16 protein-coding genes are annotated in these 23613 nt (G+C 68.4%); 9 read left to right on the top strand and 7 right to left on the bottom strand.

Going from position 1 to position 23613, the window contains the following annotated elements; translation table 11 throughout:
• Window positions 1-6 precede the first annotated feature (6 nt).
• The 3 genes from purN to NVS89_RS00735 all read right to left on the bottom strand — a co-directional run bounded on the left by purN (window position 7) and on the right by NVS89_RS00735 (window position 2985).
• Window positions 7-660, bottom strand: coding sequence for a phosphoribosylglycinamide formyltransferase (gene purN, locus NVS89_RS00745; protein ID WP_258730556.1), 654 nt, complete (start codon window positions 658-660; stop codon window positions 7-9).
• A gap of 13 nt (window positions 661-673) precedes the next feature.
• On the bottom strand, window positions 674-1753 hold the full coding sequence (purM, locus tag NVS89_RS00740) for a phosphoribosylformylglycinamidine cyclo-ligase (RefSeq protein WP_258730555.1): 1080 nt from the start codon (window positions 1751-1753) through the stop codon (window positions 674-676).
• Between the two features lie 80 nt (window positions 1754-1833).
• Window positions 1834-2985 carry a benzoate/H(+) symporter BenE family transporter gene (locus NVS89_RS00735; RefSeq protein WP_258730554.1) on the bottom strand — a complete coding sequence of 384 codons (1152 nt, stop codon included), beginning with the start codon at window positions 2983-2985 and terminating at the stop codon, window positions 1834-1836.
• Between the two features lie 271 nt (window positions 2986-3256).
• Between NVS89_RS00735 and NVS89_RS00730 the strand changes: the two genes are divergently transcribed.
• From NVS89_RS00730 to ppx, 4 genes are read left to right on the top strand one after another with little or no spacing between them, the layout of a single operon-like run.
• Window positions 3257-4384, top strand: a complete 1128-nt coding sequence (locus NVS89_RS00730; protein WP_258730553.1) for an AI-2E family transporter — start codon at window positions 3257-3259, stop codon at window positions 4382-4384.
• A gap of 2 nt (window positions 4385-4386) precedes the next feature.
• Window positions 4387-5112 (top strand): P-loop NTPase family protein, encoded by a 726-nt coding sequence (locus NVS89_RS00725; protein ID WP_258730552.1) that lies wholly within the window; start codon window positions 4387-4389, stop codon window positions 5110-5112.
• A gap of 18 nt (window positions 5113-5130) precedes the next feature.
• Window positions 5131-7425, top strand: coding sequence for an RNA degradosome polyphosphate kinase (locus tag NVS89_RS00720; RefSeq protein WP_258730551.1), 2295 nt, complete (start codon window positions 5131-5133; stop codon window positions 7423-7425).
• A 4-nt stretch (window positions 7426-7429) separates the two neighbouring features.
• Complete coding sequence (gene ppx, locus NVS89_RS00715; protein ID WP_258730550.1) at window positions 7430-8953, top strand: exopolyphosphatase; 1524 nt, start codon at window positions 7430-7432, stop codon at window positions 8951-8953.
• Window positions 8954-8993: 40 nt separating this feature from the next.
• On the opposite strand, the gene NVS89_RS00710 is transcribed toward ppx, so the two are convergent.
• Window positions 8994-9686, bottom strand: a complete 693-nt coding sequence (locus NVS89_RS00710; RefSeq protein WP_258730549.1) for a methyltransferase family protein — start codon at window positions 9684-9686, stop codon at window positions 8994-8996.
• A gap of 107 nt (window positions 9687-9793) precedes the next feature.
• The gene (gene rnd / locus NVS89_RS00705) at window positions 9794-10951 is read right to left on the bottom strand and encodes a ribonuclease D (RefSeq protein WP_258730548.1); all 1158 of its coding nucleotides are present in this window, start codon (window positions 10949-10951) and stop codon (window positions 9794-9796) included.
• A 141-nt stretch (window positions 10952-11092) separates the two neighbouring features.
• Between rnd and NVS89_RS00700 the strand changes: the two genes are divergently transcribed.
• Window positions 11093-11563, top strand: a complete 471-nt coding sequence (locus tag NVS89_RS00700; protein WP_258730547.1) for a DUF992 domain-containing protein — start codon at window positions 11093-11095, stop codon at window positions 11561-11563.
• A 186-nt stretch (window positions 11564-11749) separates the two neighbouring features.
• Entirely contained in the window at window positions 11750-13522 is a 1773-nt protein-coding gene (gene aspS, locus NVS89_RS00695; RefSeq protein WP_258730546.1) for an aspartate--tRNA ligase, read from the top strand.
• A 79-nt stretch (window positions 13523-13601) separates the two neighbouring features.
• On the opposite strand, the gene NVS89_RS00690 is transcribed toward aspS, so the two are convergent.
• Window positions 13602-15716 (bottom strand): aq_1923 C-terminal domain, encoded by a 2115-nt coding sequence (locus NVS89_RS00690; RefSeq protein ID WP_258730545.1) that lies wholly within the window; start codon window positions 15714-15716, stop codon window positions 13602-13604.
• A 186-nt stretch (window positions 15717-15902) separates the two neighbouring features.
• Here NVS89_RS00690 and NVS89_RS00685 point away from each other — a divergent pair, with 186 nt between their 5' ends.
• From NVS89_RS00685 to NVS89_RS00675, 3 genes are all read left to right on the top strand, one after another.
• Window positions 15903-18182, top strand: coding sequence for an NADP-dependent malic enzyme (locus NVS89_RS00685; protein WP_258730543.1), 2280 nt, complete (start codon window positions 15903-15905; stop codon window positions 18180-18182).
• Window positions 18183-18641: 459 nt separating this feature from the next.
• Entirely contained in the window at window positions 18642-18854 is a 213-nt protein-coding gene (locus NVS89_RS00680; RefSeq protein ID WP_258730542.1) for a cold-shock protein, read from the top strand.
• A gap of 291 nt (window positions 18855-19145) precedes the next feature.
• Window positions 19146-19361, top strand: coding sequence for a cold-shock protein (locus NVS89_RS00675; RefSeq protein ID WP_258730539.1), 216 nt, complete (start codon window positions 19146-19148; stop codon window positions 19359-19361).
• Window positions 19362-19673: 312 nt separating this feature from the next.
• Here the strand turns inward: NVS89_RS00675 and NVS89_RS00670 are convergent, their stop codons facing one another.
• Window positions 19674-23381 carry a vitamin B12-dependent ribonucleotide reductase gene (locus tag NVS89_RS00670; RefSeq protein ID WP_258730537.1) on the bottom strand — a complete coding sequence of 1236 codons (3708 nt, stop codon included), beginning with the start codon at window positions 23379-23381 and terminating at the stop codon, window positions 19674-19676.
• Between the last annotated feature and the right edge of the window lie 232 nt (window positions 23382-23613).

Below are 23613 nucleotides of genomic sequence, written 5' to 3'. Positions count from 1 at the left end.
CCCGCCTCAGCCCAGCGGGGGCACCACCAGCGGCGGCGGGGCCATCTCGAACCCGTCGATCACCACCCGTCCGTTCTCCAGCCGGGCGCGGCCCTCGCACACCATGCGCAGCGCCTGCGGATAGACGAGGTGCTCCTGCTCCAGCACCCGCGCGCCGAGCGAGCCGGGCGTGTCGTCCTCCAGCACCGGCACCGCGGCCTGGATGAGGATCGGGCCGACATCCATCTCCGGGGTGACGAAATGCACGGTGCAGCCGTGGATCTTCACGCCCTCGGCCAGCGCCCGCTCATGGGTGTTAAGCCCCTTGAAGCTCGGCAGCAGGGCGGGGTGGATGTTGATCATCCGCCCGGTCCACTTCATCACGAGGGCCCGGGTCAGCAGCCGCATGAAGCCGGCGAGGCAGACCACGTCGATCTGCTCCTCGGTCAGCGCCTCGTCGAGCGCGGCGTCGAAGCTCGAGCGGTCCTCATAGGCCTTGTGGTCGACGATGCGGGTCGGGATGTTCGCGGCCTGCGCCCGGACCACGCCGTGGGCATCCGGCCGGTTGGAGATGACGCAGCCGATCTCGGCCGGAAAGTCCGGCGCGGCGGCGGCCTCGATCAGCGACATCATATTGGAACCGCGCCCGGAGATGAGGACGCCGACGCGGGGCTTGCTCACGGCCGGCTCTCCGTCACAGCGGCGAATTGAGGTCGAGCATGCCGTCATAGACGGTGTGGGCGGCGCCCTCGCCGGGCTCGATGCAGCCCAGATGCACCACTTCCTCGCCGCCGTCGGCAAACGCGTCGGCGACGGTCTCGGTGTCTTCCGGGGCGCAGACCACCACCATGCCGATCCCGCAATTGAAGGCCCGCAGCATCTCCTCGCCCGCGACGTCGCCCATCTGCGCGAGCCAGCGGAACACCGGCGGCACCGGCAGCACGGCGAGGTCGATGCGCCCGATCGTGTGCTTGGGCAGCACGCGGGGCAGGTTCTCGGTGAGCCCGCCGCCGGTGATGTGGGCGAGCGCCTTCACCTTGCCGGTCGCGCGGATGGCCGAGAGCGCGGACTTCACATAGAGCCGGGTCGGGGTAAGCAGCGCCTCGCCCAGCGTCTTGCCGTGGGCGAAGGGGGCGGGCTCGTCCCAGCCGAGGCCGGAGCGCTCGACGATACGGCGCACCAGCGAATAGCCGTTCGAATGGACGCCGGAGGAGGCGAGCCCCAGCAGCACGTCGCCGGGGCGCACATTGGGCGAGGGCAGCAGCGCCCCACGCTCGACCGCACCGACCGAGAAGCCCGCGAGGTCGTAGTCGCCCTCGGCATACATGCCGGGCATCTCCGCCGTCTCGCCGCCGATCAGCGCGCAGCCCGCTTCCGCGCAGGCGCGGGCGATGCCGGCGACGATCGCCGCGCCGACGTCCGGCGCCAGCTTGCCGGTGGCGAAATAGTCGAGGAAGAACAGCGGCTCGGCGCCCTGCACGATCAGGTCGTTGACGCACATGGCGACGAGGTCGACGCCGATCGTGTCGTGGCGGCCGGTTTCGATGGCGATCTTCAGCTTGGTGCCCACGCCGTCCGTGGTGGCGACGATGAGCGGATCCTTGAAGCCCGCGGCTTTCGGATCGAACACGCCGCCGAAGCCGCCGATCTCGGCGTCGGCGCCGGGGCGGCGGGTGGCGCGCACCAGCGGCTTGATGAGGTCGACAAGCCGGTTGCCGGCGTCGATGTCGACGCCCGCGTCGCGATAGCTCAGGCCCTTTTCCGTATCGCTCATCTCTTCCCCCGGGAACGGTGGCGGATTAGCCGCTTATCGCCGCTCCGGCAAGCGCGGGCTGTGCGCGGGGCGGGCGAGCGTCACGCCGCGCGCCGGCCGGCCCGCTCGATGCCGAGCGCGGCGAGACCCGCCATCAGCCCCCAGAATGCCGAGCCGACGCCGAGCAGCGACACGCCCGAGGAGGTGACCGCCAGCGTCAGTACGGCGGGAAAGCGCATCGCCACGTCGCCCATCGCGGTGCCGAGCGCACCGACCAGCGGGGCGAGCAGGGCGAGGCCGGCGAAGGTGGCGACCAGCCCCGGCGGAAGCGCGGCGATCAGCGCCACCAGCGAAGCACCGCCCGCCGCCAGCACGAGATAGCTCAGCGCGTAGAACAGGCTCGCCGGCCAGCGTTTCGCCGGATCGGGATGGGTGTCCGGCCCGGTGCAGATCGAGGCGGTGATGGCGGCGAGATTGGAGGTGAGCGAGCCGAACGGGGCGGTGACGAGCGAGGCGAGGCCGGTGACGGCGAGGATCGACTGCGTCGGCGGCGTGTAGCCGGCGGCCTGCAGAACCGCGAAGCCGGGAAGGTTCTGCGAGGCCATGGTGACGATGAAGAGCGGCACCGCCACGCCGACCAGCGCCTCGATGTCGAAGCGGGGGACGATCAGCTCGACCACCGGCGCCTGCAGCGGGCCGGGCAGGGGCCCGACGCGCCCGAGCATGAAGGCGAGCGCGACGCCGATGACGAGCACCGAAAGCACCGCGCCGAACGGGTTGATGCGCCGCGCCACCAGGAAGATCGCGATCAGCGGCAGCACCAGCAGCGGGTCCGCCTGCGCGGCGGGGAATACCGAGGTGCAGAAGCGGAACAGCACGCCCGCCAGCATGGCGGCGGCGATGGCGACCGGCAGGCGCTGCACCAGCGCGCCGAGCGGCTTTACCGCCGCCGTGACCAGGATCAGCGCGCCGGCGACGAGGAAGGCCCCGACTGCCGTGCCGGCGGTGAGCCCGTGCGAGCCGGCCACCAGCGCGGCGCCGGGCGTCGACCAGGCGGCGAGGATCGGCATGCGGTGGCGCCAGCCGAGCCAGGCGCTGGTCGCGGCCATGGACAGGCACAGCCCGATCACGCCGGAAGCGGTCTGCGCCGGCGTGGCGCCGACCGCCTGCGCCGCCGCGACGATGAGGGCGAGCGTGCCGCCGAACCCGACCAGGGCAGCGACGACGGCGGAAGTGATGACGGAGGTGCGCATGATCGGGCCGGCGAGGCGGACGTAGGGGAGGTGGGCGGTGGGGCAGGCGGAAGGGGCGGGGTGTCGGCGGTCAAGCCGACCTCGCCTTGTGCCATGCCGCCGCGGTCGCGTCCAACGGCGGGCCCCGGCGCCGGGCTGCGGGGAAAATCCGTGGGGATAGCGACGATAGGATGCCATGTTGCATACGCGAACATCGCGGCGACGTGTTTTTTCTGTATCTATTGGTGAGGACGTTACGTTTAGACCGCAACGCGAGAGGAAAAGGCGGCGCATGGCCTGGCACAAGCAGGTGACCTTCTGGCTGACCGTGCTGGCGGTGGTGATCGCCGCCGCATGGCTGCTCAGCAGCGTGCTGCTGCCGTTCGTCGCCGGTCTCGCCCTGGCCTATTTCCTCAACCCGGTGACGACGCGGCTGGAGGGGTGGGGCGTGAACCGGCTGGTCGGCTCGCTGGCCGCGATCGGGCTGACGCTGCTGGTCGCTATCATGCTGATGCTGCTGGTGCTGCCGATCTTCGGCTCCCAGCTCGCCGCCTTCATCCAGCGGCTGCCGGACTACATCGTGCGGCTGCAGAACATGCTCGCGGGCGAGGGCGGCACGTGGCTGCGCGACTTCGTCGGCGACCGACTGCCGAGCATCCAGCAGGGGCTGAACGAGCTGGTGTCGCAGGGCGCCACCTACATGCTGACCCTGATCCAGGGGCTGTGGACCGGCGGGCAGGCGCTGATCTCGGTGTTCTCCCTGCTGGTCATCACGCCGGTGGTCGCCTTCTACATCCTCAACGACTGGAACCACATGGTGGACAAGGTCGATTCCTGGCTGCCGCTGCACAATCGCGACGTGATCCGCAGCCTCGCCCGGCAGATGGACAAGGCCATCGCCGGCTTCGTGCGCGGCCAGTCCATGGTGTGCCTGATCCTCGGCAGCTTCTACGCCATCAGCCTCACCATGACCGGGCTGAATTTCGGCTTCGTCATCGGCTTCGTGTCGGGGATCATCACCTTCATCCCCTATGTCGGCTCGCTGACCGGGCTGGTGCTGGCGGGCGGCGTCGCCATCGTCCAGTTCTTCCCGGACTACACGATGATCGCCATCGTCATCGGCATCTTCATCTTCGGCCAGTTCATCGAGGGCTACATTCTCTCTCCCAAGCTGGTGGGCAACAGCGTCGGCCTGCACCCGGTGTGGCTGATGTTCGCGCTGCTCGCCTTCGGCTACCTGCTCGGCTTCCTCGGCCTGCTGCTCGCGGTGCCGCTGGCGGCGGCGGCCGGCGTGATCGTGCGCTTCGCCATCTCGCGCTATCTGGAGAGCCCGCTCTACACCGGCGAAGAGGAGCGTCCGCCCGAGGCGGGCACCCGTACGCTCGCCGCGCCGCAGCCGCGGCGGATTCAGGCGCCCTGATCATGCCGCAGCAGCAGATTCCCTTCGACCTGCCCCATGTCGAAAGCCGGGCGCGGGACGATTTCCTGCCCGGTCCCGCCAATGAGGCGGCGCTGGCGCTCGTCGATGCCTGGCCGGACTGGCCGGCGCTCTCGGTAGCGCTGGTCGGCCCGCCCGGCTCGGGCAAGTCGCACCTCGCCGCCCTGTTCGCCGAGCGCAGCGGCGCGGCGACGGTACGCACCGCCGATCTCGGCGCCGCCGACCTGCCGAAGCTGGTTTCGTCCGGCGCGGTGGTGCTGGAGAATCTCGGCGACGGGCCGGTGCCCGAGGCGGCGCTGTTCCACCTCTTCAACCTCGTCACGGAGCACCGCGCCAGCATGCTGGTGACCGCGCCGCGGGTGCCGGCGATGCTGGCGGACACGGTGGCGACGCGCGACCTCGCCTCGCGCCTTCGCGCCATGCCGGCGGTGACGCTCGGCGTGCCGGACGACGCGCTGCTGGCGGCGGTGGCCCTCAAGCTGTTCGCCGACCGCCAGATCACGCCGGACGAGGGGCTGCTCGCCTACCTGCTGACCCGCGTCGACCGTTCCATCGGCGCGCTGCGCGACGTGGTCGCCCAGCTCGACCGCGAAGCCCTGGCGCGCAAGCGCCCCCTCACGCGCGCGCTCGCTTCAGAGTTGCTCCGCGCCCGTTCCCAGGCGCAGGATAGTGATGACGACACGCTATCCGATCGTGCCGAAACGACTTGACGATAGGTTAGTCTGTCCATGTCATCCCGCCGTCACGAAGCCCGGCGACCTTCCGGCCGGAAAAGGCGTGTGAGCCGCAAGAAGGATGGAGTGGAGACCGTGGCGAATACCGAATCGCAGCCGGTGACCGAGGTCCTGATCGACCGGGTCGAGGAAGTCCCGGTCTCGACGGGGCTGACCGACGACCTCATGGCGTCCCCGGAGCGCTTCATCAACCGCGAGCTCTCCTGGCTGCAGTTCAACCGCCGCGTGCTGGAGGAGGCGGCCAACAGCGCCCATCCGCTGCTGGAGCAACTGCGCTTCCTCTCCATCTCGGCGAACAATCTCGACGAGTTCTTCATGGTCCGCGTCGCCGGCCTGAAGGAGCAGGTGCGCGGCGGCTATGGCGGGCGCAGCCCGGACGGGCTCACTCCGGCCGAGCAGCTCCCCCTCATCGGCGCGGCGGTAGCCGAGCTCGCCGAGGACCAGCAGGCGCGCTGGCGCGAGCTGCGCGGCCAGCTGATCGCCAACGCCATCGTGCTGGTCGACGGGCCCGACGTGACCAAGGCCGACCGGGCCGTGCTCGACGAGTTTTTCCTGTCCTACGTCTTTCCGGTGCTGACGCCGCTCGCCATCGACCCGGCGCATCCGTTCCCGTTCATTCCCAATCTCGGCTTCTCGCTGGGGCTGCAGCTCTCGCGCATCCATGACGGGCGGGCGATGAACGCGCTGATCCGCGTGCCGGCCAAGGTCGACCGCTTCATCCGCCTGCCCGACAGCGAGGACGGCGCGCAGCGCTTCATCACGCTGGAGCAGATGATCGGCCTGTTCATCGGCCGCCTGTTTCCCGGCTACCAGGTGAAGGGGCAGGGCGGCTTCCGCGTCATCCGCGACAGCGACCTCGAAGTCGAGGAAGAGGCCGAGGACCTGATGCGCCAGTTCGAGACGGCGCTGAAGCGCCGGCGCCTCGGGCAGGTGATCCGCCTCGAGATCGACGGCTCGATGCCGGAGGAGCTGCGCAACTTCGTGGCGCGCGAGCTGGGGGTCAGCGACGACGAGATCTTCCTCGTCGACGGCGTGCTGGCGCTGAACGAGTTCAGCCAGCTCGTCGGCGTCGATCGGCCGGACCTCAAGTTCAAGCCCTACAATCCGCGCTTTCCCGAGCGCATCCGCGACCACGCGGGCGACTGCTTCGCGGCGATCCGCGAGAAGGACCTCGTGGTCCATCACCCCTATGAATCGTTCGACGTGGTGGTGCAGTTCCTGCGCCAGGCGGCGCGCGACCCCAACGTCGTCGCCATCAAGCAGACGCTCTACCGCACCTCCTCCGACAGCCCGATCGTCAAGGCGCTGGCCGAGGCGGCCGAGGCCGGCAAGTCGGTCACCGCGCTGGTGGAGCTGAAGGCCCGCTTCGACGAGGAGGCGAACATCCGCTGGGCGCGCGACCTCGAGCGCGCGGGCGTGCAGGTGGTGTTCGGCTTCCTGGAGCTGAAGACCCACGCCAAGCTCTCGCTGGTGGTGCGCCGCGAGGGCGGCCAGCTCGCCAGCTACTGCCACGTCGGCACCGGCAACTATCACCCCATCACGGCCCGCATCTACACGGACCTGTCGTTCTTCACCGCCGACCCGGTGATCTGCCACGACGTCGCGCGCATCTTCAACTACATCACCGGCTATGCCGAGCCGGCCGAGCTCGAGGCGATGGCGATCGCGCCGCTGACGCTGAAGAAGCGCATCCTCGACCACATCGACCGCGAGATCGAGTTCGCCCAGGCCGGCAAGCCGGCCGCGATCTGGCTCAAGATGAACGCGCTGGTCGACCCGACCGTCATCGACGCGCTCTACCGCGCCAGCCAGCACGGCGTCTCGGTCGACATCGTGGTGCGCGGCATCTGCTGCCTGCGCCCCGGCGTGCCGGGCCTTTCCGACAACATCCGGGCGAAATCGATCGTCGGGCGCTTCCTCGAGCACCCGCGCATCTACGCCTTCGCCAACGGCCACGGCCTGCCGCATCCCGAAGCGGCGCTCTACATTTCCTCGGCCGACCTGATGCCGCGCAACCTCGACCGCCGGGTCGAATCGCTGTGCCCGATCCTCAACCCGACCGTCCACATGCAGATCCTCGACCAGATCATGGTCGCCAACCTGCAGGACAACGAACAGAGCTGGCGCGTGTTGCCCGATGGCAGTTCGCAACGCATAGTGCCGGCCGAGGGCGAGGAAAGCTTCAACGCCCAGCAGTACTTCATGACCAATCCGAGTCTGTCCGGACGTGGCAAGTCGCTCAAAGAATCGTCTCCGCGCAAGCTTGTCCGCCGTCGCGATCGCGCGTGACCATATGAGTGACGTTCACGGGGAGGGCGTGCCCTCGACGTGCCTGGTCACGGGCGAGCCGGTGGCGGTCATCGACATCGGCTCCAACTCTGTGCGCCTCGTCGTCTATGAGCGGCTGACGCGTTCGCCGACGCCGATCTTCAACGAGAAGGCCTCCTGCGGCCTCGGCCGCGAAGTGGCGACGACCGGCCGGCTGAACGCCGACGCGGTGGAGAAGGCGCTCACCACCCTGCGGCGCTTCCGCGTGCTGTGCGACCGCATGGGGGTGGGCAAGCTCTACGTGCTGGCCACCGCGGCGGCGCGCGACGCCAGCAACGGGCCGGAATTCGTCAAGGCGTGCGCCGACATCTGCCGCACCGATGTCGAGCTGCTCTCGGGCAAGCGGGAGGCGCAGCTTTCCGCGCTCGGCGTGCTGTCGGGCGTGCACCGGGCCAATGGCGTGGTCGGCGACCTTGGCGGCGGTTCGCTGGAGCTTGCCGACGTGCACGGCCACCGCATCGGCTCGGGCGTCACCTTCCCGCTCGGCGGCCTCGCCTTGCAGGATACCTCCGGCCGCTCGCTGAAGAAGGCGGAGAAGATCGTCAAGGAGACGCTGGCCAAGGAGCCGCATCTCCAGCACCTGAAGGGGCGGACCTTCTACGCCGTTGGCGGCACCTGGCGCGCGCTGGCGCGGCTGCACATGTTCCAGCGCGGCTACCCGCTGCATGTGATGCACGGCTACGTCATCCCCGCCAAGGAGGCGCTGGAGTTCGTGAGGCTGCTGCGCCGCGTGCCGGTCGACACGCTCTCGCGCATCGAGACGGTGTCGGACACGCGCCGCCCGCTGCTCGCCTATGGCGCGGTGGTGCTGGAGACCATCATCCGCATCGGCAAGCCGTCCTCCATCTACCTGTCCGCCCAGGGCGTGCGCGAGGGATTGCTCTACGAGCTGCTCGACGACGAGCACCGCCAGGCCGACCCGCTGATCACCGCCTCGGCGGAGCTGAACGAGATCCGCTCCCGCTCGCCCGCCCATGGCTGGGAGCTGATCGAGTGGACCGACCGCTTCATGGCCTCCTCCGGCATCGATGAGACGGTCGAGGAGATGCACCTGCGCCATGCCGCCTGCCTGCTCGCGGACATAAGCTGGCGCGCGCATCCCGACTATCGCGGCGAGCAGAGCCTCAACCTCATCGCCCACGCCGCTTTCATCGGCGTCGACCATCCCGGCCGGGCGTTCCTCGCGCTGGCGATCTACTACCGGCACATGGGACTGGTGGACGAGGATTTGTCGCCGCGCATCCGCGAGCTTGTCTCCGCGCGCCTGCTCGACCGGGCCCGCATCCTCGGCGCGGCGATGCGGGTTGGCTACATCCTCTCGGCGGCGATGCCGGGCACGCTGCCGCTGGCCCCGCTCACCGTCGACAAGGGCCGGCTGCTGCTCCAGCTCAAGGGCGACCTGGCGCCGCTCGGCAGCGAGCGCATCGCCAACCGGCTGAAGACCCTCTCGCGGCTGATCGGCCGCGAGTCGGTAGTGGTGACGGATTAGGGACGGCGGCCCGACCTCGCTGCCGCCAACTTTACCGCCGTCAGGGTAGGAGCAGCAGTACCGGCAGCGTGCCGTCGAGCTGCAGCGCGCCGATCAGCTCGAACATCGGCATGGCGAGGATGAAGGGCAGGGCGTCGATCAGGGTGCGGGCGACGCGCCCGGGGTGGATCTCCAGCGTACCTTCGTCGTGCCACAGGCGCGGCTCCGGCAGGAAGCGCGGCACCCGCCCGCAATAGGCGGCATAGGGCGCGCCGAAGGCGGCGAGCAGCGCGGCCTCCTCCTTCCGCACCACGCCGCGGAAGACGAGGAAAGTGACCGCGAAGAAGGCGGTGGCCAGCACGACGCTGCCGCTGCACGCGCCCATGCCGAAGGCGCCGATGAACGAGAAGAAATAGAGCGGGTTGCGCACCATCGAGAACGGGCCGCGCACCACGAGTTTCTTCATCTTGCGCCCGCCGATATAGAGCGAGCACCAGCAGCGGCCGAGCACGGCGACCAGCACCAGCGCGAAGCCGACATCCTCCACGACTTCCTGCATCGGCCCCTGCCAGTCCCATATCGAACGGATGAAGGGGAAGACGGCGAGAGCCGGCAGCGCGATCAGGAACAGCGTCCGCCGCCGCGCATGCTGCACGCGGCCGAGATCCGGAGCGGGCGCCCCGGCGGGAAGATCGAGCGCATGGATTTCGGATGCACGGGAATCGAGCGCGCGGGAATCGATCGCGTAGGACATGGGTACCCCTGACCATCGTGGAAGACGGTCAGCAGGGAGCCGCACGATTCGGGCGTCCGTTGGGGCATTCCGTGGCGGAACCCGGTACCGGGCCCCGGCGCGGCGTTTCAGTCGTCCGTGCGGTCGAGCGCGATCACGCGGCCCTTCTGCATGGCGAGCGCCAGCCGGCCGGCCTTGAGGGCCAGGGCGCGGTCGCCGAACAGCTCGCGCCGCCAGCCGCGCAGCGCGGCGACATCCGGCTCCTCGTCGGCGGCGATGCGCTCGAGGTCGTCCACCGTGGCGATGACCTTGGCGGCGACGCCGTGCTGCTCCGAGGTCATGCGCAGCAGCACCTTCAGGAGCTCGACCGTGGCCGAGGCGCCGTTGGAGAGCGGGCGGTCGCGCTCGATGCGCGGCAGGGTCTTCGGGTCGCGCGCCAGCCCCGCCTTGACCGCCTCGACGATCTGCTCGCCCGAGCGCGACCGCTCGAACCCCTTCGGCACCGAGCGGAGCTGGGCGAGGCGCTCGACCGAGGCGGGATGCTGGGTAGCGATCTCGCCGATCACCTCGTCCTTCAGGATGCGCGAACGCGGAATGTCGCGCGACTGCGCCTCGCGCTCGCGCCAGGCGGCGACCTCCATCAGCACGGCGAGGTCCTTGGGCTTGCGGGCGCGGGTGCGCAGCCGCTCCCAGGCGCGCGCCGGCTCCTGCCGGTAGGTGTCGGGCGAGGTGAGCACCGCCATCTCCTCGCCGACCCAGTCGGCCCGCCCGCGCTTGAGCAGGTCCGCGTCGAGCTTGAGGAAGACCTCGCGCAGATGGGTGACGTCCGCCTCCGCATAGGCGATCTGCGCGGCGGAGAGCGGGCGGCGCGACCAGTCGGTAAAGCGCAGCGACTTGTCGAGCACGCGCCCGGTCAGGCGCTGCACGAGCTGGTCGTAGGAGATGGAGTCGCCATGGCCGAGCACCATGGCCGCCACCTGGGTGTCGAACACCGGGTGCGGGATGATGCCGGCGAGGTGCCAGATGATCTCGATGTCCTGCCGTCCGGCGTGGAACACTTTCAGCACCGCCTCGTTGCCCATCAGAGCGAAGAACGGGGCGAGGTCGATGCCGTCCGCCAGGGCGTCGATCACCACCGCCTCATCGGGGCTGGCGAGCTGGATCACGCACAGCTTCGGCCAGAACGTCGATTCACGCAGGAACTCGGTGTCGACGGTGATGAAACGGTGGGCTGCGAGGCGTGCGCAGGCGGCTTCAAGAGAGTCTGTCGTCGTAATCATGTCCATGTCGGCACCTCTCATAGCGGAGTCGCGCGCGCGAGACGACACGTAATCGTGCGATTTGGTGCAGCTGCGTTAACCATGTGACATTAGTGTTCGACTACAGTCGTCAGTGCCGGGTATCGCCGGCCGATCGAGGGAATGACCATGAAGAAGACACTGCTCGCTCTTGCCGCCGTCACGCTGGTGAGCGCGGTTACCCCCGCCGCTGCGGCCGATCGCGTGAAGGTCGGCGTGCTGGTGTGCAATGCCGGCTCCAGCATCGGCATGCTCATCGAATCCAAGCAGGAGCTCAGGTGCACCTTCACGCCTTCCGACAACACGCCGGTGCAGCACTATGCCGGCACCATCAAGAACATCGGCCTTGATCTCGGCGTCACCGGCGGCGGCGTCATGACGTGGGGCGTGGCGGCGGTCGACAAGGGCGTCGAGGTGGGCGCGCTCGCGGGCACCTATCGCGGCGTGTCGGGCGATGTGGCGCTGGGCGTCGGCGTCGGCGCCAACGTGCTGATCGGGGGCAAGAATTCCTTCGCGCTGAACCCGGTTTCGGTCGAGGGCAATGTCGGCGCCTCGCTGGCGCTGGGCGTCGCCGGGCTGACGCTGCGCTATACGCCCTGAGGCCTTCCTACGACAGGCGCGGGGCCGCTGCGTCCCGCGCCGCGCTTGACAAAGCCGAGCCCTGCATGCACCCCTCCGCGCGCCCCGCGAGAGGGGTGTTTTCGTTCGTCCGCGACCGGACGGGCGGGACGACGTGCTACGACCCGTGCCGCCAACAGCTGCGGCGCCAAGACCTGGGATGACAAGATGCACCGCTATCGCACGCACACCTGCGGAGCCCTTCGCGCGAGCGATGTCGGCGAGACCGCCCGGATTTCGGGATGGTGCCACCGCATCCGCGATCATGGCGGCGTCCTGTTCATCGACCTGCGCGACCATTACGGCCTGACCCAGGTCGTCGTCGACCCCGACAGCCCGGCCTTCAAGCTGGCCGAGACCGTGCGCTCGGAATGGGTGATCCGCGTCGACGGGCGGGTGCGCTCGCGCCCCGCCGGCACCGAGAACCCGGAGCTGCCGACCGGCCAGATCGAGGTCTACTGCACCGAGATGGAAGTGCTCGGCCCGGCCGCCGAGCTGCCGCTGCCGGTGTTCGGCGATGTCGAGTACCCGGAGGAGACGCGGCTGCGCTACCGCTTCCTCGACCTGCGCCGCGAGAAGCTGCATCGGAACATCATGACCCGCGGCGCCATCATCGACGCCATGCGCGCGAAGATGAAGGCGCAGGGCTTTTTCGAGTTCCAGACCCCGATCCTCACCGCCTCCTCACCGGAAGGCGCGCGTGACTTCCTGGTGCCGAGCCGCCTGCACCCGGGCAAGTTCTACGCCCTGCCGCAGGCGCCCCAGCAGTACAAGCAGCTCATCATGATGAGCGGCTTCGACCGCTACTTCCAGATCGCCCCCTGCTTCCGCGACGAGGACCCGCGCGCCGACCGCCTTCCGGGCGAGTTCTACCAGCTCGACCTCGAGATGAGCTTCGTCGAGCAGGAGGACGTGTTCGCCGCGGTCGAGCCGGTGATCACCGGCGTGTTCGAGCAGTTCGCCGACGGCAAGCCGGTAACGAAGAACTGGCCGCGCATCCCCTATGCCGAGGCGATGCGCAAATACGGCACCGACAAGCCGGACCTGCGCAACCCGGTCGAAATGCAGGACGTGTCCGAGCATTTCCGCGGCTCGGGCTTCAAGGTGTTCGCGCGGCTGCTGGAGGCCGAGCAGAACCAGGTCTGGGCGATCCCCGGCCCGACGGGCGGCTCGCGCGCCTTCTGCGACCGCATGAACTCGTGGGCACAGGGCGAGGGCCAGCCCGGGCTCGGCTACATCATGTGGCGCGAGACCGGGGAGGGCGCCGGCCCGCTCGCCAACAATATCGGCCCCGAGCGCACCGAGGCGATCCGCCAGCAGCTCGGCCTCAAGGCCGGGGACGCGGCGTTCTTCGTCGCCGGTGACCCGTCGAAGTTCGTGAAGTTCGCCGGCCTCGCCCGCACCCGCGTGGGGGAGGAGCTGAAGCTGGTCGATTTCGACCGCTTCGAGCTCGCCTGGATCGTCGACTTCCCGTTCTACGAATGGGACGAGGACGAGAAGAAGGTGGACTTCTCGCACAACCCCTTCTCCATGCCGCAGGGCGGGCTCGAGGCGCTGAAGTCGCAGGACCCGCTCACCATCAAGGCGTTCCAGTACGACATCGCCTGCAACGGCTATGAGATCGCCTCCGGCGGCATCCGCAACCACCGCCCCGAGGCGATGGTGAAGGCGTTCGAGCTCGCGGGCTATGACAAGGCGACGGTGCAGGAGCGCTTTGGCGGCATGTACCGCGCCTTCCAGTACGGCGCGCCGCCCCATGGCGGCATGGCGGCGGGTGTCGACCGCATCGTGATGCTGCTGTGCGGCACCACGAACCTGCGCGAAATCTCGATGTTCCCGATGAACCAGCAGGCCCTCGACCTGCTCATGGGCGCGCCGAACGAGGCGAGTCCCAAGCAGCTGCGCGAACTGCACATCCGCACCAACCTGCCGGAGAAGTGAGGCGCGCCGCGCCCCGCTTCCAGCCACGGTGAACGACGCGCCGCCCCTCGGGGCGGCGTTTTCGCTTCAGGCGTTCGGCTCAGGGTCGGAGCGGGGCCGGCTTGGGCACGGTCGGTTTCAGCGGCGTCGGCTTGAGCGGCATCGGTGCCGAGGGAGACGAAGCCGGAGGCAGGCCGGTCGGCACGCCGGGCGGGCCGAGCGGGTCCATCACCGCGAAATTCAGCTCGTCCACCAGCGCCAGCGGGTCGTCGCCCTGCAGCGCCTTCACCACGTCCTCCACCGGCAGCGGCTCGCGGCGCGGCGTGATGCGTAGCGCCAGCGTGCTCATCGGCTGCTGGATGAAGCCGATGAAGGACTGCACGGCCGGCTCCAGCTCTGGCCGGTTGGACACCGCCTGGGAGAGCAGCAGTTCGGCGAAGCCGGCGAAGAGCTGGCGGATCGAGGCCGGATCGAGGTTCTGCTGGCGCGCGGCCTCGTGGAGCTTGCGCTCATAGATGCCGGAATCGCGCACCGTCAGCTCCACCAGCTTGACGTTGGCCTGCAGCGCGCCGGCCATCACCTCGTCCGGCTGCGCCGAGAACACGCTCTCGTCGACGTCCGACAGCTCCATCTTGGCCGACAGCGAGAAGGCGTCCGATACCTCGATATAGAGTGGGGCGAGCGTCACCTTGGACGTGTCCTCGTCCCAGTTTCCGGCGAGGTCGACCGCCACGCTGGCGCGCTTCATGCCGTCCGGGACGAGCGCGAAGACCGGCTTGTCGTTCTCGATCGCCGAGGTCGGGCCGGACATGCGCAGGCTGGCGGAGAAGCGCGTGGGCAGCGTGTCCGCCTCGCCCTGGAAGGACAGGGCCAGCCGGTCGATGGTGAGCGGGTCGCTCTTGTCGCCGGAGGGGGCGGCGGCGCCGGTGAGATCGACGGAATCGATCAGCCCGGAAAGCTGCATGAACCAGCTCAGGCTAGCGACGCCGTCCGGGTCGTCCATGCTGTCGGCCGCCATTTCCATCACCGCGCCGGGGCGCAGCCCCGTCAGTGCCATATGGCCGATGCGCAGCGGCGCGCCCTTGCCGTCCGTGCCCTTGAAGTCGTCGAGCGTGAAGTGATCGAGCCGCCCGTCGGCAAGCGGGCCGGCCTTGAGGCTCGCCAGCGTTCCCGAACCGCCGTCCGGTTCGCGCGAGGTCAGGTCGGAAAAGGTTATGGAGCCGATCCGCAGCCCGTCATAGACGTCCGCCATGGCGCGCAGCAGCTCGACCTTGTCCTCCTCCGGCAACCGCTCGCCGGCGATCGCGTAGTCGCGGGCCTTCTCGCTGGCGGCGATCAGGTCCTCGGTGGGGATGGCGGAGGGTTTGATCTCGACGTCCTTGATCTCCAGCCGGTGCCACCCCTGCTGGATGCCGGAGGGCGAGGCGAGCTGGTAGCCGTCGATGGTGAGCGAGCCGTAGAGGGTGCGGAAGTCCTGCTCGCTCTGGCGCCGGTCCGGGTCGAGCAGGATGAGCATTGCCGCGACGTCGATCGAGGCGGCGTCGATGCGCCCCACCGTTCCGGTCGCGTCGACCTCCGCGCTCTTGACGCTGAAATGCGAGGGCTCGACGCTCGCCTTGGCGATGCGCCCCTGCGCGAGCTGCTCCAGCGTGGTCGCGCCATGCACGATGTCGGTCTGCGTCTGCGCCGTGTCCTCGCCGGTCCAGGTGCTCGTGGTCGATTCCGGGATCGCGATCCGCTCGGCGGTGGCACTCTCGATGAAGGCGAGCGCGAGCTGCCAGGGCAGGGCGTCGGGCGAGCTCAGCTCCACCGGCGCCTCGAAGGCATCGACCTCGATATGCGGCGCCCGGTAGCTGGCGTCGGTCGCGGGGGCGAGCGGCAGCGGCCCGTCGAAGGCGACGCCGTTCAGCTCCACGCGCTTGGCGAAGACGCGCGAGGGCGAGCGCTCCTCCAGCCCGAAGGCGAGGAACGAGCCGACCTTGAGCGTGCCCTCGCCGGGCGCGGCGAAGGAGACGTTGTCGAGCTCGAAGCGGCCCTCGAACACGTCGTAGCTCACCGAGCCGTAGCTCGCTTCGACCCCGACCGCCTTCAGCTCGCCGAACAGATCCGCGATCTGCCTTTCGGCGAAATGGGCGACATAGCCCTTGAGGCCGAGATAGCCGCCGATGACGACGACCGGCAAAGCGATGATGGCAATAAGGAAAGTCTTGCGCATGCCGCGGTGACCTGAGATTGACGGTTCCGGCCCGGTCCTCGGATCGGGACTCGCCTAGGAGAACCTTAAACGAACCGCCCAAAGGCGGGCATCAGAAATTCGGAATCCCGATGTACCGCTGAAGCGGATACGCATATTGGGGAAGCCCTCCATCTTCGCCGTCTGTCCCCGGGGGAAGGAAACGCAATGGCCTCGTACATTTCCGACGACCTGCGCTCTGGCGCAATGATCTACCACCGCCTGCCGCGCCCCGGTAAGCTCGAAATCCAGGCGACCAAGCCGTTGGCGAACCAGCGCGATCTGGCGCTGGCCTATACGCCGGGCGTCGCCGCGGTCTGCGAGGCGATCGCCGCGGATACGCAGCTCGTGGCGGAGCTGACGGCGAAGCAGAACCTCGTCGCCGTGGTCTCCAACGGCACGGCGGTGCTGGGCCTCGGCAATATCGGGCCCGAGGCGTCCAAGCCGGTGATGGAGGGCAAGGCGGTCCTGTTCAAGAAATTCGCCGGCATCGACGTGTTCGACATCGAGATCAACGCGCTCGAGGTCGACCACGTGGTCAGCGTGGTCGCGGCGCTCGAGCCAACCTTCGGCGGCATCAACCTCGAGGACATCAAGGCGCCGGAATGCTTCGAGATCGAGACGCAGCTCCGCGCCAAGATGAACATTCCGGTCTTCCATGACGACCAGCACGGCACGGCGATCATCGTCGCGGCGGCGATCGTCAATGCGCTGCACATCGGCGGCAAGAAGATCGAGGACGTGAAGATCGTCACCTCCGGCGCCGGCGCCGCGGCGATCGCAACCCTCAACCTGCTCGTCTCCATGGGCGCGCGGCGGGAGAACATCTGGGTCACGGACATCGAAGGCGTGGTCTATGAGGGCCGCGAGAAGCTGATGGACCCCTATAAGGGGGCCTTCGCGCAGAAGACCGACAAGCGCACCCTCGCCGAGGTGATCGCCGGCGCCGACATCTTCGTCGGCCTGTCCGCCGGCGGCGTGCTGAAGGCGGAGATGCTGAAGGCCATGGCCGAGCGCCCGCTCATCATGGCGCTCGCCAACCCGACCCCGGAGATCATGCCCGACCTCGCCCGCGAGGCCCGGCCCGACGCGATGATCTGCACCGGCCGCTCGGACTTCCCCAACCAGGTCAACAACGTCCTGTGCTTCCCCTTCATCTTCCGCGGCGCGCTCGATGCCGCCGCGACCACGATCAACGAGGAGATGAAGATCGCCGCCGTCCACGCCATCGCCGAGCTGGCGCGGGACACGCCCTCGGACGTGGTGGCGCGGGCCTATGGCGGCGAGACGCCGGTGTTCGGCCCGACCTCGCTCATTCCCTCGCCCTTCGACCCGCGCCTGATCCTGCGCGTGGCGCCGGCGGTGGCGAAGGCGGCGATGGACTCGGGTGTCGCCAAGCGGCCGATCGCCGATTTCGACAGCTATCGCGAGCAGCTCGACCGCTTCGTGTTCCGCTCCGGCCTCGTCATGAAGCCGCTCTTCACCCTCGCCAAGCAGGCGCCCAAGCGGGTGATCTACGCCGAGGGCGAGGATGAGCGGATCCTGCGCGCCGCCCAGGTGGTGGTGGAGGAGGGGCTCGCCCGGCCGATCCTGATCGGCCGTCCCTCGGTGATCGACACCCGCCTCGAGCGCTTCGGCCTGTCGATCCGTCCCGGCGTCGATTTCGACCTGATCAACCCCGAGGACGACCCGCGCTACCGCGACTACGTGCAGACCTATGTCGAGTGCGCCGGCCGGCGCGGCGTGACGCCCGAGCTCGCCCGCACGCTGGTGCGCACCACGCCGACCGTGATCGCGGCCCTGGCGGTGATCCGCGGCGATGCCGACACCATGCTGTGCGGCGTCGAGGGGCGCTTCATCCGCCATCTGCGCCACATCCGCACCATCATCGGCCTGGCGCCGGGCGTGCGCGACGTGGCCGCGCTTTCCATGTTGCTGACGCCGAAGGGCGCCTTCTTCCTGTGCGACACCCAGGTCACGCCGGACCCGTCGCCCGACGACCTCGCCGAGATGGCGCAGCTCGCCGCCGCCCATGTGCGCCGCTTCGGCATCGAGCCGCGGGTGGCGCTGCTGTCGCATTCGGACTTCGGTAGCCGGGACGACGAGAGCGCCATCAAGATGCGCCGCACGCTCGACCTCATCATCGAGCGCGCGCCCGGCCTGGTGGTCGACGGCGAGATGGAGGGCGACAGCGCGCTGGTGCCGGAGATGCGCGAGCGCGTGATGCCGGGCGGCCGGCTTCAGGGCGTCGCCAACATCCTCGTCATGCCCAACCTCGATGCGGCGAACATCAGCTACCAGATGGTGAAGGTGTTCGGAAACGCGCTGCCGGTGGGGCCGATCCTGCTGGGCACGGCGCGCCCGGCGCACATCCTCACCCCCTCGGTGACGGCGCGCGGCGTGGTCAACATGACCGCGATCGCGGTGGTCGAGGCGCAGGGCAACTGAGCCGGGATCCGGCGCCGTCTCTGGGCGGCGCCGGCTTCCGATCGCGTTGGACGTCGCGGCCGGCACGCCCCGGCGTCGCGGTAGCGGGGGGAGGGGATTCGGCCCCCAGTCCTGTCGCGGCGCCATTCCTGCCCGTGCGGAAGACGATTGTTACCGGCGCCGCAGGCGATGCGCCCGCGTGCCTCGCGGGTGGGCGGCAAGGGGCGCAAAACGGCACCACCATTAGCTTTGCGGGGTTGGCCGCCGGCTCTTATGACACGCCGCGCGGGAAACTATGTCTGAAATACGTCATCTTTTGCCGCGTAAAAGACACAATTCTGACCAATCTGAGCGCGGCCCGAATTTGGCCGAATGAGCTGGGCGCCCGCTGGGCGGTCAGATCGTTTTGCGAAGTTCGGCCGAGATCGGCGGGAGGCCTCGAGCTCTCCGGCTATCACTTCTGCTCCTCAAGGTTTTGTCATGGCTGATACCGGCACCGTCAAGTGGTTCAATGATCAGAAGGGCTACGGGTTCATCCAGCCCGATAGCGGCGGGAAGGACGTGTTCGTCCACATCAGCGCGGTTCAGCGTTCGGGCTTGCAGGGCCTGCGCGACGGCGAGAAGGTGTCGTTCGAGCTCCAGACCGACCAGCGCTCCGGAAAGACCTCGGCGGTGAACCTGCGTCCGCTCTGAGCGGCGTTTCGACTGCCGCTTTTCGGGTCTTTACCGATTAGATTGAATACAATGTAGCCTTTCCCCATGGGGAAGGGCGGATTTCTGCTGCGAGAGTCCACCGATTACCTTTGGTGGCTCTTGCATTGAAAGCCATTCGCGGTAGTCTTCCGCGCAGACTTTGGCTGGACTCTGGGCCGTTTCACCTCGCTTGTTGCTGGGTGCACGTTCAGCTTTTCTTCCAAATTCGACCCAGCGGCGGGGTGAGCGTGCCCCGCTGAATGTGCAACCTCGATACGTGAGACTACCCTTATGTCTACCCTGACCGGCACCGTTAAGTGGTTCAACGATCAGAAGGGCTACGGCTTTATCCAGCCGGATAATCCGGGCAAGGACGTGTTCGTCCATATCAGCGCGGTCCAGCGTTCGGGCCTGCAGGGCCTGCGCGACGGCGAGAAGGTCTCCTTCGAGCTCTACACCGACCAGCGTTCGGGCAAGACTTCCGCGGTCAACCTGCGCGTCGACTGATCGTCCGGGCATCCAGCGCCCGTCGGCTGCAAGAAAAGAACCCGCCGTCTCGGTCCGAGGCGGCGGGTTTTTCTATGTCTCGACCTTGCAGCATGTCCGGTAAAGGCCGGCTTAACGCATCTGCGCGGGACTCGTCTTCCTGCAAATATAAAGCAGGTGCCGCGCGGTCATGCCGGGCGACTGTGCTGCGCAACCGTCCTCGACGAAGCGCCTGATCATACCGGTGGGCGCATCTCTTCTTCGATTTGCGGTCGGCGACAATAAAAAAGCCCGCTCGCCGGGTGGCGAGCGGGCCTATGTCTTGGCGATGCCTCAGCTGCAGCCGGTGGTCGAGCCGCAGGTCTCGCACTTCAGGCAGGTGCCGTTCCGCACCATGGTGAAGTTCTGGCATTCGGGGCAGGCTTCGCCCTCATAGCCCTTGGCGCGCGCGATGGCGCGCGCCTCGGCCTTGGAGGGGCCGGGTGCCGCCGGCGCGGGGGCGGCCCAGGGGAGGGCGGCGGTGTCGCCGGTCTCCACCTCCTCCTCCGCCTCGGGCGCCGCCTTCAGCGCGGTCGCGCCCTGGATGCCGCCGCGCAGCGCGGTGACGTTCGAGGCCGTGGGCGCGGTGATCGAGCTCGCCGGCACCACCATCAGCCCGACCGACTTGCCGCGCAGCAGGCCCTTGGAGACCATGCGCGAGGCCGGGGTGCCGCCGGGCGCCGCCTTGCCTTCGTCCACGCCCTTGCCGAGCGCGTCGAAATTCGACTCGCCGGCATCGACATGGCCGAGATCGTTGCGGCCGAGATAGGAGACCGCGAGCTCGCGGAAGATATAGTCGAGGATCGAGGTCGCGTACTTGATGGTGTCGTTGCCCTGCACCGGGCCGGCGGGCTCGAAGCGGGTGAAGGTGAAGGCGTCGACATACTCCTCCAGCGGCACGCCGTACTGCAGGCCCAGCGACACCGAGATGGCGAAGTTGTTGATGAAGGAGCGCAGCGCCGCGCCTTCCTTGTGCATGTCGATGAAGATCTCGCCGAGCCGGCCGTCATCATATTCGCCGGTGCGCAGATAGACCTTGTGGCCGCCCACCACCGCCTTCTGGGTGTAGCCCTTGCGGCGGTCGGGCATCTTCTCGCGATCGTGCACGGCGACGATGCGCTCGACGATCTTCTCGACAATCTTCTCGGTCACCTGCGCCGCGCGGGCGGCCGCGGGCTTCTCCAGCAGCGCCTCGATCGCGTCCTCTTCCTCGTCATCGTCGGCGAGGAGCTGCGAGTTGAGCGGCTGCGAGAGCTTGGAGCCGTCGCGGTAGAGCGCATTGGCCTTCAGCGCCAGGCGCCAGGAGAGCAGATAGGCCTCCTTGCAGTCCTCGACCGTCGCCTCGTTCGGCATGTTGATGGTCTTGGAGATCGCGCCCGAGAGGAAGGGCTGCGCCGCCGCCATCATCAGGATGTGGCTGGTGACGGAGAGGTAGCGCTTGCCGATGCGCCCGCACGGATTGGCGCAGTCGAACACCGGGTAGTGCTCGGCCTTGAGGAACGGCGCACCCTCGAGGGTCATGGCGCCGCAGACATGGATGTTCGCGGCCTCGATGTCCTTCTTCGAGAAGCCGAGGAAGGTGAGCAGGTCGAAGGAGGGGTCGGCCAGCTTGTCGGCCGGCACGCCGAGCTTGGCGAGCGCCTCGTCGCCGAGCGTCCAGCGGTTGAACACGAACTTGATGTCGAAGGCCGCCTTCACGCTGGCGTCGATCTTCGCCAGCATGGCGTCGTCGAAGCCCTTGGCGCGCAGCGTCGAATGGTTGATCGCCGGCGCCTGGGTGATCGAGCCGTGGCCGACCGCATAGGCCTCGATCTCGGCGATCTCGCTTTCGCTGTAGCCGAGCGTACGCAGCGCCTCCGGCACGGCGCGGTTGATGATCTTGAAGTAGCCGCCGCCGGCCAGCTTCTTGAACTTCACCAGCGCGAAGTCGGGCTCGATGCCGGTGGTGTCGCAGTCCATGACGAGGCCGATCGTGCCGGTGGGCGCGAGCAGCGTGGTCTGGGCGTTGCGGTAGCCGTGCTCCTCGCCGAGGCTCAGCGCACGGTCCCACGCCGCCTTGGCGTGGGCGACCAGCGCCGGCTGCGGCACGCTGGCATGGTCGAGCGGCACCGGGTTGGTGTTCAGCCCCTCATAGCCGCCCTTCTCGCCATAGGCGGCGTGGCGGTGGTTGCGGATGACGCGCAGCATGTGCGCGGCGTTCGGCTGATAGCCGGGGAAGGGGCCGAGTTCCTTCGCCATCTCCGCCGAGGTGGCGTAGGCGACGCCGGTCATGATCGCGGTCAACGCGCCGCAATAGGCGCGGCCCTCGTCGGAATCGTAAGGGATGCCCGAGGTCATCAGCAGGCCGCCGATATTGGCGTAGCCGAGGCCGAGCGTGCGGTACTCGTAGGAGAGCTTGGCGATCTCCTTCGAGGGGAACTGCGCCATCAGGATCGAGATCTCGAGCACGACGGTCCACAGCCGGCAGGCATGCTCGTAGCTCTCGACGTCGAACGTGCCGTCCTCCTGGCGGAACTGCAGCAGGTTCAGCGAGGCGAGGTTGCACGCCGTGTCGTCGAGGAACATGTATTCCGAGCACGGGTTGGAGGCGCGGATCGGGCCGCCCGCCGGGCTCGTGTGCCAGTCATTGATGGTGGTGTGGAACTGGATGCCGGGATCGGCGCAGGCCCAGGCCGCGTAGCCGATCTTCTCCCACAGCTCGCGCGCCTTCAGCGTCTTGGTCACCTTGCCGGTGATGCGCGAGGTCAGGTTCCACGCGCCGTCGGCCTCGACCGCGGTGAGGAAGGCGTCGTCGACCCGCACCGAATTGTTGGAGTTCTGGCCCGAGACGGTCAGATACGCCTCCGAATCCCAGTCGGTGTCGTAGATCGGGAATTCGATGTCGGTGTAGCCCTGGCGCGCGAACTGGATCACGCGGCGGATGTAGTTCTCCGGCACCTGCGCCTTCTTGGCGGCGCGGATCTCGCGCTTCAGCGCCGGGTTGAGCGCCGGATCGTAGCAGTCCTCGCCTTCGCCCTCGCAGTTCACGCAGGCCTTCATCACCGCCTTCATGTGCTTGGCGACGATCTTCGAGCCGGTGACGAGGGCGGCGACCTTCTGCTCCTCCTTCACCTTCCAGTCGACATAGGTCTCGATGTCGGGATGGTCGGCGTCGACCACCACCATCTTGGCGGCGCGGCGCGTGGTGCCGCCCGACTTGATGGCGCCGGCGGCGCGGTCGCCGATCTTGAGGAAGCTCATCAGGCCGGACGACTTGCCGCCGCCCGAGAGCCGCTCGCCCTCGCCGCGCAGGGCGGAGAAGTTCGAGCCGGTGCCCGAGCCGTACTTGAACAGGCGCGCCTCGCGCACCCACAGGTCCATGATGCCGCCTTCGTTCACCAGGTCGTCACCGACCGACTGGATGAAGCAGGCATGCGGCTGGGGATGCTCATAGGAGGACTTGGAGCGCGTCAGCTTGCCGGTGGCGTAGTCGACATAGAAGTGGCCCTGGCCGGGGCCGTCGATGCCATAGGCCCAGTGCAGGCCGGTGTTGAACCACTGCGGCGAGTTGGGCGCGGCCATCTGCATGGCGAGCATGTAGCGGTGCTCGTCGAAGAAGGCCTGCGCGTCCTCCTCGGAATCGAAGTAGCCGCCCTTCCAGCCCCAATAGGTCCAGGTGCCGGCGAGACGGTCGAACACCTGGCGGGAATCGGTCTCGCCGATCAGGCGTTCCTTCTCGGGCAGGGCGCCGAGCGCCTTCTCGTCGGCCGTGCCGCGCCACAGGAAGGAGGGGACGGTCTCTTCCTCGACCTTCTTCAGATGCGCGGGCACGCCGGCCTTGCGGAAATACTTCTGCGCCAGGATGTCGGTCGCGACCTGGGAGAAGTGTTCGGGCACATCGATGCCTTCCAGGCGGAACACCACCGATCCGTCGGGATTGCGGATTTCGCTCGTCGCCTTGCGGAACGCGATGTCCGCATAGGGTGAACGGCCAGCCTTGGTATAGCGGCGCTCGATGCGCATGATCTTCGTCCCCGGTTCGTGGCGCACCTGCCCCGGTGCGCGCCGAATATCAAATAGGCCCGGATCTCCGTCCGCACCTGCCTGTCTCTCCACGCCGGTGGCGGCATCCTGCCATCCCCGTGTGGATTGTTTTTGGCACGCACAAACACTCGCCGATGATGCCATCGGCGCTGGAGTCTGCCTCTTTCTGGATTGTCGCCGCCCGCGAACCGACGCTGCGAGCGACGCGATC

This window comes from Ancylobacter mangrovi (assembly GCF_024752355.1).
Classification (GTDB): Bacteria; Pseudomonadota; Alphaproteobacteria; order Rhizobiales; family Xanthobacteraceae; genus Ancylobacter; species Ancylobacter mangrovi.
Note: the sequence above shows the minus strand (reverse complement) of the source record. Positions and strands in the feature narration are given on the sequence as shown.